The sequence below is a fragment of the Bradyrhizobium sp. SZCCHNR1017 genome (assembly GCF_032381375.1).
Lineage (GTDB): Bacteria > Pseudomonadota > Alphaproteobacteria > Rhizobiales > Xanthobacteraceae > Bradyrhizobium.
In genome coordinates this window covers 187,463-203,119 of the sequence record NZ_JAUHIR010000012.1, presented here as the reverse complement: position 1 = coordinate 203,119, position 15,657 = coordinate 187,463, and the positions used below count along the sequence as shown (strand labels likewise).

Sequence of the window (15,657 nt, the reverse complement as noted above, 5' to 3'; positions counted from 1 at the left end):
CCGGAGGAGTGGAGCTCATTCTTTCCGACCTACTCCCTTGCCAGAGCCGTTGCCGGATCGAGCCGTGAGGCGCTGCGGGCGGGCATGTAGCCGAAGCCGATGCCGATCGCCATCGACGTGACGGCGGCGCCGACCATGGCGAGCGGCGAATAGATCAGCTGGAAGCCGACGTCGAGCGCGTTGAAGACCGTGCCGAAGCCGACCGCGAGCGCAAGGCCCAGCGCACCGCCCAGCAGGCAGACCAGCACCGCCTCGATCAGGAACTGCATCAGGATGTCGCTGCGGCGGGCGCCGACCGCCATGCGCACCCCGATCTCGCCGACGCGCTCCGACACCGACACCAGCATGATGTTCATGACGCCGATGCCGCCGACCAAGAGCGAGATCACGGCGATGGCCGCCACCAGCAGTGTCAGCACCTGCGTCGTGCTTTCGACGGTCTTGCGGATGTCATCGGTGTTGAGGACGAAGAAATCCTTGGCATTGTGCCGCGCCGTCAGCAGCGCCGTTGCGGCACGCTCGGCCGCCGCCATCGGCGTCGCCTCGTCGACGCGGACGCTGATGCTGCGCAGCACCTGGTTGCCGAGGAAGCGCGCCTGCACGGTCGTGTAGGGCAGGTACACGATCGGCGTGGAGCTGGAGCCGAAGCCGGCCTGCTGCTGCTTGGTGATGCCGACGACGCGGCAGGGCACCTTGCCGATCAGGACCACGCTGCCGAGCGGACTGACGTCGGGATCGGGAAACAGCGCCTTGCGCGCATTGTCGTCGATCACGGCGTCCTGGGCGTAGGAGCGCACGGTATCGGCATCGAGATAGCTGCCTTCGGCAAGCTCGGTGTTCTTGACCCGGAAATACTGCTCGCCGACGCCGGAGATCTGGGCGCTGACCTCGATCGCGCCGAACCGCAGCGTGCTGGTGGTCGAGACCGTCGGCGAGATCGCATCGACATAAGGCTGCTGCGCCATGACCTTGGCATCGGCGAGCACCAGCGTCCTGATCTTGCTGGAGCGCGTATCGCCGAAATCCTTGCCGGGAAAGAATTCCAGCGTGTTGGTGCCGAGCCGGTTGATGTCCTTCAGCACCTTGGCCTGCGAGCCCTTGCCGAGCGCCAGCACCAGCACGACCGAGGCGACGCCGATGATGATGCCGAGCATGGTGAGGAATGCGCGCATCCGGTGCGCATTCATGGCGAGCAGCGCCATCCGCGCGGCCTCGCGGAAACGGTCGAGCTGGCTGCGCCACCACGACGCCGCCTGCGCTGCGTGGTCTTCGGTCGCTGCGGCTGGCGCGGGTTCCGAAGTCCGCGGATTGAGCCGGTCGGAAATGACGCGGCCGTCCTCGATCTCGATGATGCGCCGGGCGCGCTGCGCGACGCTCGGATCGTGCGTGACGATGATGACGGTGCGCCCGGAGGCGCTGATCTCGTCGAGGATGCGCAGCACCTCCTCGCCGCTGGCGCGGTCGAGCGCGCCGGTCGGCTCGTCGGCCAGGATCACGTCGGGATCGTTGACCAGCGCGCGGGCGATCGAGACCCGCTGCTGCTGGCCGCCCGAGAGCTGACCCGGCTTGTGGTCGGTACGGCTGCCCATGCCGAGCCGCTGCAGCAGCGCCTCGGCCTTGCGGTGGCGTGCCGCCGGGCCGAGCCCGGCATAGACCGCAGGCACCTCGGCATTGTCGGCGGCGCTGAGCTCGCCCAGCAGATGGTAGCGCTGGAAGATGAAGCCGAAATGCTCGCGCCGCAACGCCGCCAGTTCGTCCGGATCGAGCGAGCCCATCTCGCGGCCGGCGATCCGGTAGCTGCCGGATGTCGGGCGGTCGAGGCAGCCCAGAATGTTCATCAGCGTCGACTTGCCGGAGCCCGACTGGCCGATGATCGCCACCATCTCCCCGCGCGCGATCTGGAGGTCGACGCCACGCAAAGCATGGACCGTGCCTTCGCCGGACGCGTAGCGCCTCCCGACATTCTGCAGGTCGATCAGGACCTCCGTCATTACGCGCCTCCGGGCGGGGGCATCACGGTTCGCTTCGTGCCCTCCTCGGGCGCCGAGATCACGACCCGCTCGCCCTCGCGCAGGCCGGACTGCACCTCGGCCCGGATCTTGTTGTTGAGGCCGACGCGAATGGTGCGCTTCTCCAGCGTTCCTGCGCCGGTCAGCACGCGCACCGTGTAGCTGCCATCGGGATTGGCGTTGCCAAGCGCGGACGACGGAATGGTCGGGACCTTGCGGGCCTCGCCGAGCAGGATGTGAACCTCGGCCGTCATGTAGGTCATCAGCCGCCCGTCCGGATTGGCGATGTCGAACACGCCGTTGTAGTAGATCGCGGAGGACGTGGTGGACGAGGACGAGCTGCTGCTCGACGTGGTCGTCGTGCTCGACGAGAAGCTCGAATCGCTCTTGATCGATTCGGGCGCCGGCTCGATCGACCCGAGCGTGCCCTCGTAGCGATGATCGGGCTCGCCCAGCACGGTGAAATAGACGTTCTGTCCGGGCCTGACCTTGACGACATCGGCCTCGGAAATCTCCACCCGCACGGTCATCGTCTCGACCTGGCCGAGCACGACGATGGTCGGTGCCGACTGCACCGCATTCACGGTCTGGCCCTGCTGGGTGACGATCGACAGCACGGTGCCGTCGATCGGAGCCGTGATCTTCGTGTAGCCGAGATTGACGCGCGCGGTCTCGATCGCCACCTCGGCCTCGACGATCTGCGCGTCGAGCTGCGCGATCTGGGCCTGGGTCTGCTTCGCGGTCGCCTCGGCGCTGTCGTAGTCGGCGCGCGACGACGCCTTCTGCGCCAGCGTAACCTGCTGCCGCGCCAGGTTGGCCTCCGCCAGCGCCAGGGTGGCGACCTTCTCGTCACGCTGCGCCCGCACGCTCCGCAGGCTCGCCTCGTTGGTGCGCAGCGTGTTCTGTTGCGTCAGCGAGTCGATCTCGGCGATCAGGTCGCCGGCCTTCACTTTCTGGCCGAGCTTGACGTTGAGCGCGACGAGGCGCCCCGAGGCCTGGGCACCGACCGCGACGAGCTTGACCGGCTTCAGCGTGCCGGTGGCGAGCACGGTCTGCTCGATGTCGCCGGTCGTGACGGGTGCGGTGACGAGATTGGCGTTGGGATTGCTGGTCAGCCTCATGATCAGCACGATCGCGGCGGCCAGAACGACGAGCGCTCCGGCGATCAGCAGCGGCCAGCGGCGTGGCCGCTTCGGCTTCGGCGCCGGCGCGAGGCCGCCATCGACCGCGACCGGTCGGGGCATGTGGGATAAGGGTGCGTTCATCGGATCACTTCGGAGGCACTTTTTGAAGTTCAGATCGTAGATTATTTGGGCGCGACGGCCTGTGCGAGATGCGGGCCGGTGCCGCTGTCGACGACCTCGGGCAGCGAGCTGTCGATCGCTGCGGTCCAACCGCCGCCCAGCGCCTTGGCCAGCGCCACGTAGTTCTTCGCGAGCGTAGCGCGGCTGGCGAGCAGGTTGTCCTCGGCGGTGAACTGCGAGCGCTCGGCATCGAGCACGTCGAGGAAGGTGCTGGAGCCGGTCTGGTAGAGCGAGCGCGACAGCCGCGCGGCTTCGCCATAGCGCCGGGCCGACTCGCTCAGGCTGCGGATGCGGATGCGCTCCTGGCCGAGGCCGACGATGGCGTTTTCGACGTCTTCGAGCGCGCTCAGCACCGCGCTGCGCCAGGCGACGTGGTATTCGTCACGCTGCGCTTCCGCGACCTCGACGGCGGCCTGCAGCTTGCCGCCGTTGAAGATCGGCACCGAGACGCTCGGGCCGATCGACCAGCCGATCGTCGAGCTCTTGCCGAGATCGCCGAGCTTCAGCGCCGTGGTCGAGACCGTGCCGGTCAGGCTGACATCCGGGTACAGCGCGGCGGTGGCTTGGCCGATCTTCGCGGTGAACTGCGCGAGCTGCCGTTCGGCCTTGCGCACGTCGGGCCGCATGACCAGCACGTCGGCCGGGATGCCCTTCGGCAGCGGCAGGCGCGGCGATGGGATCGGCGCCGCGCGCGACAGGCGGAGATTCAGGGCCGTCGGGTCGCGGCCGAGCAGGACGCCGAGCCGATGCACGGCCTGCTGATAGCTGCTCTCATAGGTCGGGATGGTTGCTTCGGTGCTGGCGGCCAGCGCGCTCGCCTTGGCGGTGTCGACGGCCGAGGCAGAGCCGGCATTCTGCTTGCGCTCGGTCAGCGCCGCGGTCTCGCGCTGCGAGGCGGCAGTGCGCCGCGCCAGCGCCGCTCGCGCCTGGTAGGCGCGGGCATCGATGTAGTTGGAGGCGACGTCGCCGACCAGCGTCAGCAAGGTCGCGCGCAGATCGTCCTCGGCGGCATCGACGCCGTAGGTCGCCGCCTCGACCGCACGGCGGTTGGCGCCGAACAGATCCAGCTCCCAGCTCGAATCGAAGCCGGCCTGGTACTGGCTGTAGGTGGTAGGAGCGATCGCGATGCCGCTCGTCGAGCTGCCGGCGCTGCGGGTCTCCGTTGCCGTGCCGGTGCCGCTGACGGACGGAAACAGCGCGCCGACCGCCTGGCGCTGCGTCGCCCGCGCCTCGCGGATGCGCGCCTTGGCGGCGGCGACGTCGAGATTGCCGGCAACCGCCTCGCTGATCAGTTGATCGAGCAGGTCATCATTGAGGTTGCGCCACCACTGCGCGAGCTTCAGCGTCTGCGCCGGCCGATTGCGGTCGCTGCTCCAGCGCTTCGGCACGCCGAACTCAGGCGTCACGTAATCGGGGCCGACGGCGCAGCCGGCGAGCAGCGGCGTGGCGAGGCAGAGTGCGAGCAGGACGGGCTTCACGGCGGCTGATACTATCGCGGTTCGAAAGGAGGCCGCGCCGGCTGGTCGGCCACGCCGCAGGACTTCCCCGTGTTTGTTTGATGCGCGGAGCCTAGGCAGGTTAACGATTGCGCAGGATTAAGTCGCGTGAAGAAATGTTTCCGCCTTAACAATACAGCTTACTTTCGCCACGATCGGACCTCGCTTCGGGCTGTTCTTTTGGACTCAAATCGACCATGTTCCGCGCATGATGTCGTCACACGATACCGCCGTGTCCGCAGACGCGAACATACCGGCAGCCGCGCGCATTCTCTGCGTCGAAGATGACCGGGAGATTGCGGCGCTGCTCACCGAGCTGTTGCAGGAGCACGGCTTCGCGCCGCGCTTCGTGTCCTCCGCGGCCGCGATGAACGACCTCCTGCAGCGCGAGCAGGTCGACCTCATCATGCTCGACGTGATGCTGCCGGACGACGACGGCATGAGCATCTGCCGCCGCCTGCGCCAGATCTCGACCGTGCCGATCATCATGGTGACGGCGAAGGGCGAGGACATCGACCGCATCCTCGGCCTCGAGCTCGGCGCCGACGACTATGTCGTCAAGCCGTTCAATCCGCGCGAGCTGGTGGCGCGCATCCGCGCGCTGCTGCGCCGGTCGCAATTGCATCCCGCCGTGATCGCGGCGCGGCAGGCGCCGATGACGTTCGACGGCTGGCGCATCGAGCCGGCGACGCGCACGCTGTTCGATCCCGACCGCGTCAAGATCACCTTGACCAGCGCGGAGTTCGATATCCTGCTGGCGTTCTGCCGCAATGCCGGCCGCGTGCTGTCGCGCGAGCAACTGATCGAGCTGGCGCACGGCGGGCAGGCCGGGCCGGTCGAGCGCAGCATCGACGTCCATATCAGCCGTATCCGGCAGAAGATCGAGCCGGGCGCGCGCAGTTGGTCCCTGATCAAGACCGTGCGCCTCGGCGGCTACGTGTTCACGCCAAGAGTCGAGACCATCGATGACGCCAGATAGCAAGCCGTGCCCGCGCCTCGGCCTCACCACGCAGATCGTGACCTTGGCGTCGCTGTCGGTGCTGTTCGGCATGGTGCTGATGATCGCGGCCGCGCTGCTGTTTCTCGATCCGCCCGACGAGCAGGAATCGCCGGCCTACGGCATCGCGCGCGTCGCCGAGGCGGTGCACTTCGTCCGCGCCGCGAACGACCCCGTGGCCGTCGAGAGCAGCCTGTCGAGCCTGCGCAGCTCCGGCATCCAGGTCGAGCTGGTGCCGCTGACCTCGCTGACGCTGCTCGCCAAGCCGGTCAGGGACGTGCCATGGACCTCGCGGCTGGCCCGCCGTCAGCTCAGCGTGCTGCGTGACGTCACCTTGCTCCACGGCGTCGGCTATGGTGCGGCGCCGCCGACCCAGATCATCGTCCAGGTCGACGGCGAGCGTGCGCTGGTGTTCGACGACGTGCCGCGCCTCGAATTCTGGTCGATGGTGCTGAAGCCGACGGCGGTGTTCCTGTTTCTCATCCTGATCCTGGGCGTGCTGCTTTCGATCTACGCGGCGCGGGCGATCATCCGGCCGCTGTCGGAGATGGCGCGCGCGGCGGCCGCATTCGGCCGCTCGCCGGGCGCGCAGGAGCCGCTGAGCCGGCGCGGGCCCAGGGAGATCGCCCAGGTCGCCGAGGCGCTGAACGAGATGCAGGCGCGCATCCGCGCGCTGCTCGACGACCGCACGCGGATGCTGGCGGCGATCAGCCACGACCTGCGCACGCCGCTGACGCGGCTCAGGCTGCGCTCGGAGCGGATCGGGCAGGGCGAGATGCGCAGCGCGATGCTGCGCGACATCGACCAGGTCAGCCGCATGCTCGACGAGACGCTCGATTACCTGCGCGACGACACCAAGGCGGAGCAGCCGGCGCGGATCGAGCTGGCGAGCCTGCTCGAGACGATCTGCTGCGACTTCGCCGATGTCGGCCACGCCGTCAGCTTCGATGGACCGTCGCGGCTGGTCTGCGAGGGCCGGGCGCGGGCGCTGTCGCGCGCCGTCACCAACGTGGTCGAGAACGCGGTCAAGCACGGCAGCGAGGTCGTGGTCAGCCTGTCGACCCTGGCCGACGGCATGATCGCGATCGAGGTCGCCGATGACGGCCCGGGCATTCCGCAGGCGCTGCAGGCGCGCGCGCTGGAGCCGTTCGTCAAGCTCGACCAGGCGCGCTCCGCCGGCGGCTTCGGCCTCGGCCTGTCGATCGCGCAGGAGATCATGAAGAAGCATGACGGCGGCATCGCGCTGATGCCCAACGCCCCGCGCGGCCTGCGGGTACGGCTGTCGCTGCCGCTGCGCCTCGCGATGCCCGCGGCGATCCCCGCCAAGGTGGCGTAGCAGACGCCACGAGGAGGAAACCCCGCCGGTGCTGATCCCGGCGGGGCCTTTGCGTTCGCCGATCTCGAGGGACGGCGATCAGCTCACGCGCTTCCAGGTCTGTCCGCCGCAGAACAGGCCGCCGAAGGCGCAGCCCTGGACCCGCAGCGTGTTCGGATTCTTGAGCACCACGGTGGAGTCGTAGTTGCCGCCGCCGTCCGGATCGTGGATGCGGCCGACCCATTTGCTGTCCTTCGGCTTCATGTTGATCAGGATCTTCTCCCGCGTCTTCTCGGCAAAGCCGCAGATGTTGGCGCCGCACGGCTCGATCACGACATTGCCCTTGCCGCCCTCGGTGGCCCACAGCCCGAGCGGCGAGTTCGGATCGGCTGCCGGCGCCGGCTGAACTGCGGCAGGCGCCGCGGCAACCGTGACCGGCGCGGGTGCCGGGGCTGGCTGTGGAGCAGGCGCGGTCGCCGCGACCGGCGCCGGCGGCACCGGCATCTGCACGGTCGTGGATGGCGCAGCGGCAGTGGGCGATGCAGGGGCTGGCGCGGCCGCGGCTGGCGCGGTGGCGGCGGGCGCCGGCGCGTTGACGACCGGCGGAGCCGCCACGGGCGCCGCGACAGCGGGGGCCGGAGCGCCGGCCGCAGGCGCGCTGCTCGCCGGCGCATCGTCATCGTCGAGCTTGGATGATTTCAGCCCGCTGAGGTCGATGCCGGACACCTGCAGGCAGGACAGCGACTGGCAGTTGCGCGGCACGGTGACGCGGATCTTGTGTCCGTCGAAATTGAACGCGATCGAGCTGCCGGCCTGCGCGGCGCTGCTCGCGATCAGAACGGCTGCTGCGGCCAGATACACGGTCTTCATGAATGAGCTCCCTCGGACGGCGTCGTGAACCTGGAGGGAACTCTTAGACGCGGGTGACGGCGCGATCTGTGACAAGGGTCACAGCCGAAAAGGCAATGCGGCTGGGGCCGCACGCGGCCCACCGCGGCCCGTCAATCGATCGAGGTCGGATCGCAGCGATCAGATCATCCCGACGATGATCGCGCCGACGAATGCAAACACGACATACGTGACCACCATGCTCAGCCGATCGGCAAGGCTCATGGGACCGCTCCCGTTTCGCATCTCGCGCACCTGGCGTGCGCTCGCGCTTGACGCCTGCTCCGCAAAGCGCGCGCCACACATATCCGATCGGCATCGGCAAAAAAGACAGCGCGGTTGTCGCTTCCCCGTAAATGGACTGCCTTTCACGTCACGATGGTTTGCGCGCCGTAAATGGACGGCATTGACAGGTCCTTAAGCAAATTGCCGCAAACCTCTGCATATGACGCGCGGAGTTCGTTTGTATCTCGTCGGCTCCATCGTCCTTGTCTCGCTTGCGGGTTGCGGCCGTGGATTCTTCCAGGAGCGCGAGCCGTGGCGGGCCGAGGCCGAGATCGCCTGCCTGAAATCGGGCGCGGTGAAGGAGAGCGCGGATATCGTCCGCATCAATCCGATCTCCGGCCCCGGCATGTGCGGCGCCGACTATCCGCTGAAGGTGGCGGCGCTCGGCGAAGCGACCACGAGCTATGGCTTCGCCGATGAAAGCCTGCGTCCGCCGGCCGCGATCGGCGGCCAGCCGCGCTGGCCGATCAACCAGCCGCCGCAACGCTACGCCCCGCCCGCGACCTATCAGCCACAGGCGGCGCCGCAGCCCGCCTATCCGTCGTCGAGCGCGGCCTATCCGGGTCCGGCATCGCCGTCCTATGGCGCCCCTCCCGGCGCGCCACTGCAGCTCGAGCCGCCGGTCGGCGAGGACGACGTCAATCAGCCGGCCGACGCGGCCTATTCGCCCTCTGGCGGTCAGCCGGCCGCTCGCACCGCCTATCCGCAGCAGGAACCGCCGCCGCGGCTCGGACCGTCGCGCGATCCGGTCGGCACCGTCGGCCCGGTCGCGGTGAAGCCGACCGCGACGCTCGCCTGTCCGATCGTCTCGGCACTCGACCGCTGGATCGCGGAGTCGGTGCAGCCGGCAGCCCAGCGCTGGTTCGGCACCAAGGTCGTCGAGATCAAGCAGATCTCGGCCTATTCCTGCCGCGGCATGAACGGCAATCCGAGCGCGCACATTTCCGAGCATGCCTTCGGCAACGCGCTCGATATCGCCGCCTTCACGCTCGCCGACGGCCGCCGCATCAGCGTCAAGGACGGCTGGATCGGCCTGCCGGAGGAGCAGGGCTTTCTGCGCGACATCCAGGGCGGGGCGTGCCAGCAGTTCACCACCGTGCTGGCGCCCGGCTCCAACGTCTATCACTACGACCACATCCATGTGGACCTGATGCGCCGCGCCAGCCGCCGCATGATCTGCCAGCCAGCCGCGCAATCCGGCGAGGCGGTGGCGGCACGCGCGCAGCAGCGGCGCTATGGCTACGGCCAGCGCGAGCCCGACGTGACCAGCTCGATCCCGTCGCGCAAGCAGCCGCGCAGCATCGGCCAGCTGATCAACGAGGAAGACGAATTCCGGGACTATTGAGTGGGCGAATAGGGAATAGCGAGTAGCGAATCGGGATCGGGACGATCACCTGCTCGCCATTCGCCATTCGCCATTCGCCATTCGCCATTCGCCCGTCCTGTGCGCGGTTGTGGATTTCTTTCGCCGTCAGCCGCGCCTGACCGCGCTCTGTCCCGTCCCGAAACGCAAACGCCGACGTCACGCGCTGCGGATTAGGAGTCCGTTGACCAGTTTTGCCGTCCGCCTTTGGCCGACACTAGACCTGCCACAGTCGCCAGGAACAAGGCGCGCGGGGTTCTGGTTGCTGCCGGATTGGGAGAGGCGGAGATGGCATCGTATCGCATCAAGGCGATTGGGGCGGGCTTCGAGGTCGGCACCGCCGAGCAGGCCGTGCTGGTCTGCCGCTCGCTGAAGACGGCACGCCGCGCCGTCGCCGATGCGCAGCGTCTGGAGCGGATGCCGCCGAAGCCGATTCCCTGGCGCACGCCGCCGGAGAGTGAGACGTCGGCTGGCGGAGCGGAGGATGCCGCGCGCAGCGAGGATACCGACACCGAGGTTCTCGTCGTGTCGGATGGGCCGCCTCTGTGCTGCTGACTAGATCATGATGCGATTCCACGGAATCGCATCATGATCTCATCTCCTTGTTTGAGCATGATCTTTTCGGAAAACCGGCTTCCACTTTTCCGGATCATGCTCTAACCGGCGCGGAAGCGGCAGAAATTGAACTGCTGCGTAGAGTCCCATGGCGTGCGATGCACCTCGGTGCAACTGTCCTCCAGCGTGAAAGCAGGACCCAGCGCAGCGGCCAGTCCGTGGGCGTCGTAGCGGACGACCGGCAGTCCGCTGCACTTCTCCGGACCATCGGACGCGAACGTGCCGATGATGATGGCCCCGCCGGTCACCACGGCCGCGCGCAGGCGGTCGACGTAGGCGGCGCGGTCTTCGGGCGCGGTGAGGAAATGGAAGGCGGCCCGGTCGTGCCAGACATCGTAGCGCGCGTCCGGCGTCCAGGTGGTGACGTCGGAGGCGATCCACGTCACCCCGGCCGCCGCCGCGCCAAGCCTGCGGCGCGCCGTCGCCAGTGCCGCGTCGGAGATGTCGAGCACGGCGAGCGCGCCGTAGCCGGCCGCGAGCAGCGCATCGACCAGCCGCGAGGCGCCGCCACCGATGTCGATGATCCGCGATGTCGGTGTCGCACCGGCCTCGCGGATCATCCGCAGCGACGTCGCCGGGTCGTCCTGGTACCAGCTCACCTCGGTCTCGGCCTTGGTGGTGTAGACGGTCTGCCAATGGGTGGTGCGGTCGGACATGGTTTCGGTCCCGAGGAGAGGCACGCATTATAGCACGCGACGGCTCGAACTCTTGCCCAGTGAGCTCCCCTCCCCCTTGCGGAGAGGGGGCGGGGGGGGTCCCCACGCGCTGAACGTGGTGAGATCCCCACCATCTGTCGAGAACTCATGGGGTGCGTAACGCGACACGCAACGAAGCGTCGTGCCTGTCGGCGCGCTGGCTCTCATCAACAGCGGGACGCGTGGACCCCCACCCCCAACCCCTCCCCGCAAGGGGGAGGGGAGCCGACCGCGGTCGCGGCGGGCCTCAGAACGTCCCCGCCACCGTCACCCGGAACGTCAGCGGCTCGATCGGGTGCAGCACGCGGTCCATCACGCCGGTCTGGCAGACCTGGGCCGGCGGCACCGGCGGGGGCGGCAACGGGGAGGCCGATGAGCCGTAGCAAGCCTGGTAGAGCTGGTCGGTCGCCAGCAGCGAGCCGTAACCGTAGGAGATCTGGCTGGCCTTGGTGTTGAGCAGGTTCAGCACGTCGAGCTGGATGCGCCAGCCATTGGCGTCGCGGAAGCCGATGCGGCCGTTGAACACGCTGGTCGCGGTCGAGCGGAAGTAGTTGTCCTCGGTCAGCGGCGTCGATCCGAGATAGCGCCAGCGCAGGCCGCCGAACCAGCCGGTCTTCTCGCCGAGCGTGATGCCGGCCGAGGCGATCACCGAAGGCGCGTTGGGGATGTAGTTGCCCGGCGCATTGCCGCGCAACACCTCGGCGGGCGCGCCGGCCGCGACGAGCTGGTTATAGGCGTCGGCCTGGCCGTCGTCGGAGCCGACGAAGCGGGCATGCGTCATCGCGAGGTCGGCGTCGATGTCGATCCACGACGCCGGGCGATAGTGGTTGGTGAACTCGAAGCCATAGCGCCGGCTCGGCCGGCTCGCCTCGGTGTTGCCGGCATCGCCCGAGAACAGTATCTCGGAATCCTGGTTGAGCATGAACACGCTTAGCGACGAGTCGAGTCCGGGGACGATGCGCGTGCGCACGCCGACCTCGGCGCCCTTGGTGCGGACGAGGAGCGGCGAGGAGGCAACTTTGTTGGTTGGATCGGCTGGATCCACGGTCGTGGTCGCGCCGCGGGCATCGTTGCTGTGCATGCCGTAGCCGGCGCCGAGGAAGAACTCGGTCCTGTTGAACGGTCCGATCACCATACGGAACTTCGGGCTGCCGAGGCTCGCGGAAGCGTCGCCGGTGTTGTTGCCGTTGGTGAGCGAGTAGACGTGAGTCTGATAATAGTCGCCGCGATAGCCGACCGTGGTGCGCAGCCAGTCGGTCCAGCGCACGGTGTTCTCGACGTAGATCCCGACGCTGCCTTCGCCGGCCTTGTCGGCGCGAACGACGCCGGTGCTCAATGGATCGATGTCGGAGAGCAACACCCGCTGACGGGTGTTGGTCAGCGCCAGCGCGATGTCGTCGTAGCGCGTCTGGACGCCAAACGTCGTCTCCATCGGTCGGCCGGCAAAGCTGCCGTTCAAGGTGCGCGACGCATTGGCCCCGAGCATCAGCCGATCGTCGTGCTGGTGGAACTGGTCGCCATAGGTGGGGTTGCTGAGTGCGTAGGTGAAATTGTTGTAGAGATCGAGCTGGCTCTTCACCACATAGGCGTTGGCCTTCCACGAGCCGGCGTCGTCGCTGCCGGCGATGCGGCCGGACAGCGCGAAGCGGTTGGTCTTGCCGCCGTCGGTCGGATCGACCGCATCGTAGCGGCCGAGATATCCCGAGGTGATGGCGCGCTCCGGCACCTGGTCGGTCGAGGTCCAGCGGTTCGCATAGGCCATGCCGGTGATCGAGAAGCCGTCGGTTGCCGTGCCCTGCGAGTAGCGCATCAGGCCGTTGATCTTCTTGGCATCGTCGGGCGTGGTCCAGGGACCGTCATAGCGGCCGGCCTCGCCGGCGATCAGGAGATGGCCGTCGCCGACATGCACCGAGTCCATGCCGAAGAAGCGGCGATAGCCGAAGCTGCCCGCCGTCACCTGCGCGATCGCCTTCGGCACGCTGTCGACCAGGCCGATATGGACGCTGCCGACCGAGGCGAAGTCGCCCTCGTCGGCGAAGTAGGGCCCCTTGCGCACGTCGACACGGCCGATCGTCTCCGGCATCAGCCAGTTGAGATCGGCATAGCCCTGGCCGTGGGCATGGGTGCGCATGTTGACCGGCACGTCGTCGACGAACAGCGCGAGGTCGGTGCCGTGATCAAGGTTGTAGCCGCGCAGAAAATACTGGTTGGCTTTGCCTTCGCCGGAGTGCTGCGTGACGATCAGGCCGGGCACCGCTTCCAGCACCTCGCCGGGGCGCGTCGCCGGGCGGGCGTTGATCTCCTCGCCGGATATCACGACCTCGCTCGCCATGCCTTGCGGCTGCGCTGGGCCGGAGCCGACATTGGGCGCGCCGGATGGTGCAGCCGCGGCCGTGGCGGCCGGCATCACATGCGCAGTCGCACCGGCCGTGCCCGGCTTCGGCCGCTGCGCCGACCGCCGGACCTGCGGCTTCGGCTTGGCCGTGCGTCGGGGGGCATCCACGTCGACCGTCGGCAACTCGGCAGGGGCCCGTTCCGGATGGGCGTTTGCCTGCTGCGCCAATGCCGCCATCAGCACGCCAACACTCGCCCCACGCCACCGCATCGTCACGCCCCTAGAACTCGCCACAGGGCATGCATCATCAACTGCAGCGCGCCTTCGTTGGCCCGCGACATGCTCGCTTGGATCGCCCTACTGTCGAATGTTAAAGAACGCTAAGGTGACACCGGTATGATGTCAACGTGAATACATCATACTCATGCGGTGGATAGGCGCTTGCCGCGCAGCTCAGGGAGACCGGACATGCAGCGCCTGACGATCACGATCGACGACGATCTACTCGCCGAGGTCGACGCCTTCATGGCCCGGCGCGGCTACGATAACCGCTCGGAGGCGTTTCGCGATCTGCTGCGCAGCGGCTTGGAGACGGCGGACGGGGCGGCCGGCGACAGCCGCCACTGCATCGCGACGCTCAGCTACGTCTACGACCATGCCGCGCGCGAGCTGCCGAAGCGACTCACCCAGGAGGCGCACGACCATTCCGGCCTCGCCCAGGCGACCCTGCACGTCCACATCGACCAGGAGAGCTGCCTTGAGGTCACCGTGCTCAAGGGCGAGCGCCGCGAGGTCAAGGCGTTCGCCGACCACGTCATCGCCGAGCGCGGCGTCCGCCACGGCCACGTCGCGATGATGCCGGTCGAGGCGGCGCAAGGCCATGGGCACGCGCATTCGCATAGCCACGCCCATAGTCATAGCCATTCGCATTCCCACACGACCAAGAGCGGGAAGAAGTAGAGCAGAAAGAGATTTGGCACCCTGCCGGCCAAATCCTCCAATGTCATGCCCGCCCCCGGGTCTCGCCTTTGGCGAGCCCGAGGGCAGGCTCCGGCGGGCATCCAGTACGCCGTGACGTCGCGTGTCATCACAGCCGCCGCGGAATACTGGATCGCCCGGTCGAGCCGGGCGACGACAGTTGAGGTTTTGGCGCGGAGCCTGCCCACTCTCTGTCAATGCGAGGCGCTCTTGCGCCGAAGCAATCCAGACTCTTCCCGCGCCTCTGATTGCTTCGCTTGTGTTGGCGACAGGGTAGGGTGGGCAAAGGCGCGCCCCGATGCCGCTGATCATACGTGATGCGTCGCGCGCGGTGCCCACCATCCCGCTTTCTCGTGCGCGGAGCGATGGTGGGCACGCGACCGACCTGCAGGCGGCTACTTTGCCCACCCTACGACTGATGTTTCCGACACCCATCAGATGGCCCGCACGGCTGCGCGTGACATCGTCGGGGCTGCGTCGAGCAACTGCTCCGAGCGCTCCCAGAGCCGGCGGGCCAGCGCCCGGTCATGCGCCTGCGGATGCCGTCGGCGAAACACCTAGCGCCTGGTCCGACCGGGACAATGGCAGATAGCGTCAATCCTAGATTCACCATTGGCCACGTGCGGATGCGGCGCGGACGATTTTGCCGGGCCGAGAGATCATAAAGGCGCTACGGTTGTGACCATGAGCAGCGGCATCCCGACAGGCAAGACTTACCTTGGATTCTGTCTACTATGGACCGGTGTGATCTGCGTCGGTGGGCCGCTCTGCTTTGCGACTCTAGCGGCTGGTCACGTGATTTCTGGCGTCACTGCAATTCTGCTCGCTGGTTATGCGTTTTTCCGACACAGCAGATCGATTGGCCGACGTGCCAAGCGAGCAATTCGTCGACCCTCGTCGGAGCTGAGGCGCATTTTGGACCAGCAGCGAGACGTTGTTGGCGACGACAGTTCTCGTTAAGCAGCGGCTTAGTCAACAGTCTCAGCAATTGGCCCGTTGCAGACCTTGCCACTACCAACTCGAGAGGGCATGAGTTACGAGTCGCGCGTTCGGAGGACGAAGGACTATGACTGAACGGCATGAAGTACCTTGGGAAGGTCAGTGCACCGATGCCGCCTATCAGTTCGGTCTGCAGTGCGCAAAGTTGGTCGCCGGAAAGCCTCACAACGTGACCGCGCCGTTAGATTTCATCATCAACTGCTTTATGACTGAGCTTTGGGACAGGAACTTCGGCCAAAGCGAAATCAGGGCAGCTTTCGAAGGGGCAATCTCCGATCTGCCGCGCTACGCTGCGGGGGAGGAGCGGCGCAGTTCAACATCGGCCGAATTGGCTACGGCTGATTGGCGAATGACAGAAAGCCCATGATCGGCGCAAAA

Annotated in this window: 12 protein-coding genes; 6 read left to right on the top strand and 6 right to left on the bottom strand. The window is 67.4% G+C overall.

Annotated elements, in window-relative coordinates; translation table 11 throughout:
* Nucleotides 1-29 precede the first annotated feature (29 nt).
* From QW863_RS26560 to QW863_RS26550, 3 genes are read right to left on the bottom strand one after another with little or no spacing between them, the layout of a single operon-like run.
* Entirely contained in the window at nt 30-1,991 is a 1,962-nt protein-coding gene (locus QW863_RS26560) for a MacB family efflux pump subunit (protein ID WP_315713465.1), read from the bottom strand.
* Nucleotides 1,991-3,274: an efflux RND transporter periplasmic adaptor subunit gene (locus QW863_RS26555; protein WP_315769202.1), complete on the bottom strand. Its 1,284-nt coding sequence runs from the start codon at nt 3,272-3,274 to the stop codon at nt 1,991-1,993. The genes QW863_RS26560 and QW863_RS26555 overlap by 1 nt, the downstream gene beginning before the upstream one ends.
* Nucleotides 3,275-3,315: 41 nt before the next feature.
* Nucleotides 3,316-4,791, bottom strand: coding sequence for an efflux transporter outer membrane subunit (locus QW863_RS26550; RefSeq protein ID WP_315769200.1), 1,476 nt, complete (start codon nt 4,789-4,791; stop codon nt 3,316-3,318).
* Nucleotides 4,792-5,017: 226 nt separating this feature from the next.
* Between QW863_RS26550 and QW863_RS26545 the strand changes: the two genes are divergently transcribed.
* Nucleotides 5,018-5,788: a response regulator gene (locus QW863_RS26545; RefSeq protein WP_315713462.1), complete on the top strand. Its 771-nt coding sequence runs from the start codon at nt 5,018-5,020 to the stop codon at nt 5,786-5,788.
* Nucleotides 5,775-7,142: an ATP-binding protein gene (locus QW863_RS26540; RefSeq protein WP_315769198.1), complete on the top strand. Its 1,368-nt coding sequence runs from the start codon at nt 5,775-5,777 to the stop codon at nt 7,140-7,142. Before QW863_RS26545 ends, QW863_RS26540 begins: the two co-directional genes overlap by 14 nt.
* Before the next feature lie 78 nt (nt 7,143-7,220).
* Here QW863_RS26540 and QW863_RS26535 read toward each other — a convergent pair whose 3' ends face one another.
* Entirely contained in the window at nt 7,221-7,991 is a 771-nt protein-coding gene (locus QW863_RS26535) for a DUF2147 domain-containing protein (RefSeq protein WP_315769196.1), read from the bottom strand.
* A gap of 463 nt (nt 7,992-8,454) precedes the next feature.
* On the opposite strand from QW863_RS26535, the gene QW863_RS26530 reads away from it, so the two are divergent.
* Entirely contained in the window at nt 8,455-9,639 is a 1,185-nt protein-coding gene (locus QW863_RS26530) for an extensin family protein (RefSeq protein WP_315769194.1), read from the top strand.
* Between the two features lie 306 nt (nt 9,640-9,945).
* On the top strand, nt 9,946-10,212 hold the full coding sequence (locus tag QW863_RS26525) for a hypothetical protein (protein ID WP_315769192.1): 267 nt from the start codon (nt 9,946-9,948) through the stop codon (nt 10,210-10,212).
* Nucleotides 10,213-10,313: 101 nt separating this feature from the next.
* On the opposite strand, the gene QW863_RS26520 is transcribed toward QW863_RS26525, so the two are convergent.
* Nucleotides 10,314-10,928, bottom strand: coding sequence for a class I SAM-dependent methyltransferase (locus QW863_RS26520; RefSeq protein ID WP_315769190.1), 615 nt, complete (start codon nt 10,926-10,928; stop codon nt 10,314-10,316).
* A 286-nt stretch (nt 10,929-11,214) separates the two neighbouring features.
* Nucleotides 11,215-13,572: a TonB-dependent receptor gene (locus QW863_RS26515; RefSeq protein ID WP_315769188.1), complete on the bottom strand. Its 2,358-nt coding sequence runs from the start codon at nt 13,570-13,572 to the stop codon at nt 11,215-11,217.
* A gap of 198 nt (nt 13,573-13,770) precedes the next feature.
* On the opposite strand from QW863_RS26515, the gene nikR reads away from it, so the two are divergent.
* Together nikR and QW863_RS26505 are read left to right on the top strand one after the other, a co-directional pair.
* Nucleotides 13,771-14,262 carry a nickel-responsive transcriptional regulator NikR gene (gene nikR / locus QW863_RS26510; RefSeq protein ID WP_315769186.1) on the top strand — a complete coding sequence of 164 codons (492 nt, stop codon included), beginning with the start codon at nt 13,771-13,773 and terminating at the stop codon, nt 14,260-14,262.
* 1,084 nt (nt 14,263-15,346) lie between these two features.
* On the top strand, nt 15,347-15,646 hold the full coding sequence (locus tag QW863_RS26505; RefSeq protein WP_315755061.1) for a hypothetical protein: 300 nt from the start codon (nt 15,347-15,349) through the stop codon (nt 15,644-15,646).
* Nucleotides 15,647-15,657: the final 11 nt, after the last annotated feature.

Coding starts and splice junctions, on each gene's coding strand:
- QW863_RS26560 (WP_315713465.1), bottom strand. CDS start 1,991: ATGACGGAGGTCCTGATCGACCTGCAGAATGTCGGGAGGCGCTACGCG.
- QW863_RS26555 (WP_315769202.1), bottom strand. CDS start 3,274: ATGAACGCACCCTTATCCCACATGCCCCGACCGGTCGCGGTCGATGGC.
- QW863_RS26545 (WP_315713462.1), top strand. CDS start 5,018: ATGATGTCGTCACACGATACCGCCGTGTCCGCAGACGCGAACATACCG.
- QW863_RS26540 (WP_315769198.1), top strand. CDS start 5,775: ATGACGCCAGATAGCAAGCCGTGCCCGCGCCTCGGCCTCACCACGCAG.
- QW863_RS26535 (WP_315769196.1), bottom strand. CDS start 7,991: ATGAAGACCGTGTATCTGGCCGCAGCAGCCGTTCTGATCGCGAGCAGC.
- QW863_RS26530 (WP_315769194.1), top strand. CDS start 8,455: ATGACGCGCGGAGTTCGTTTGTATCTCGTCGGCTCCATCGTCCTTGTC.
- QW863_RS26525 (WP_315769192.1), top strand. CDS start 9,946: ATGGCATCGTATCGCATCAAGGCGATTGGGGCGGGCTTCGAGGTCGGC.
- QW863_RS26520 (WP_315769190.1), bottom strand. CDS start 10,928: ATGTCCGACCGCACCACCCATTGGCAGACCGTCTACACCACCAAGGCC.
- QW863_RS26515 (WP_315769188.1), bottom strand. CDS start 13,572: ATGCGGTGGCGTGGGGCGAGTGTTGGCGTGCTGATGGCGGCATTGGCG.
- nikR (WP_315769186.1), top strand. CDS start 13,771: ATGCAGCGCCTGACGATCACGATCGACGACGATCTACTCGCCGAGGTC.
- QW863_RS26505 (WP_315755061.1), top strand. CDS start 15,347: ATGACTGAACGGCATGAAGTACCTTGGGAAGGTCAGTGCACCGATGCC.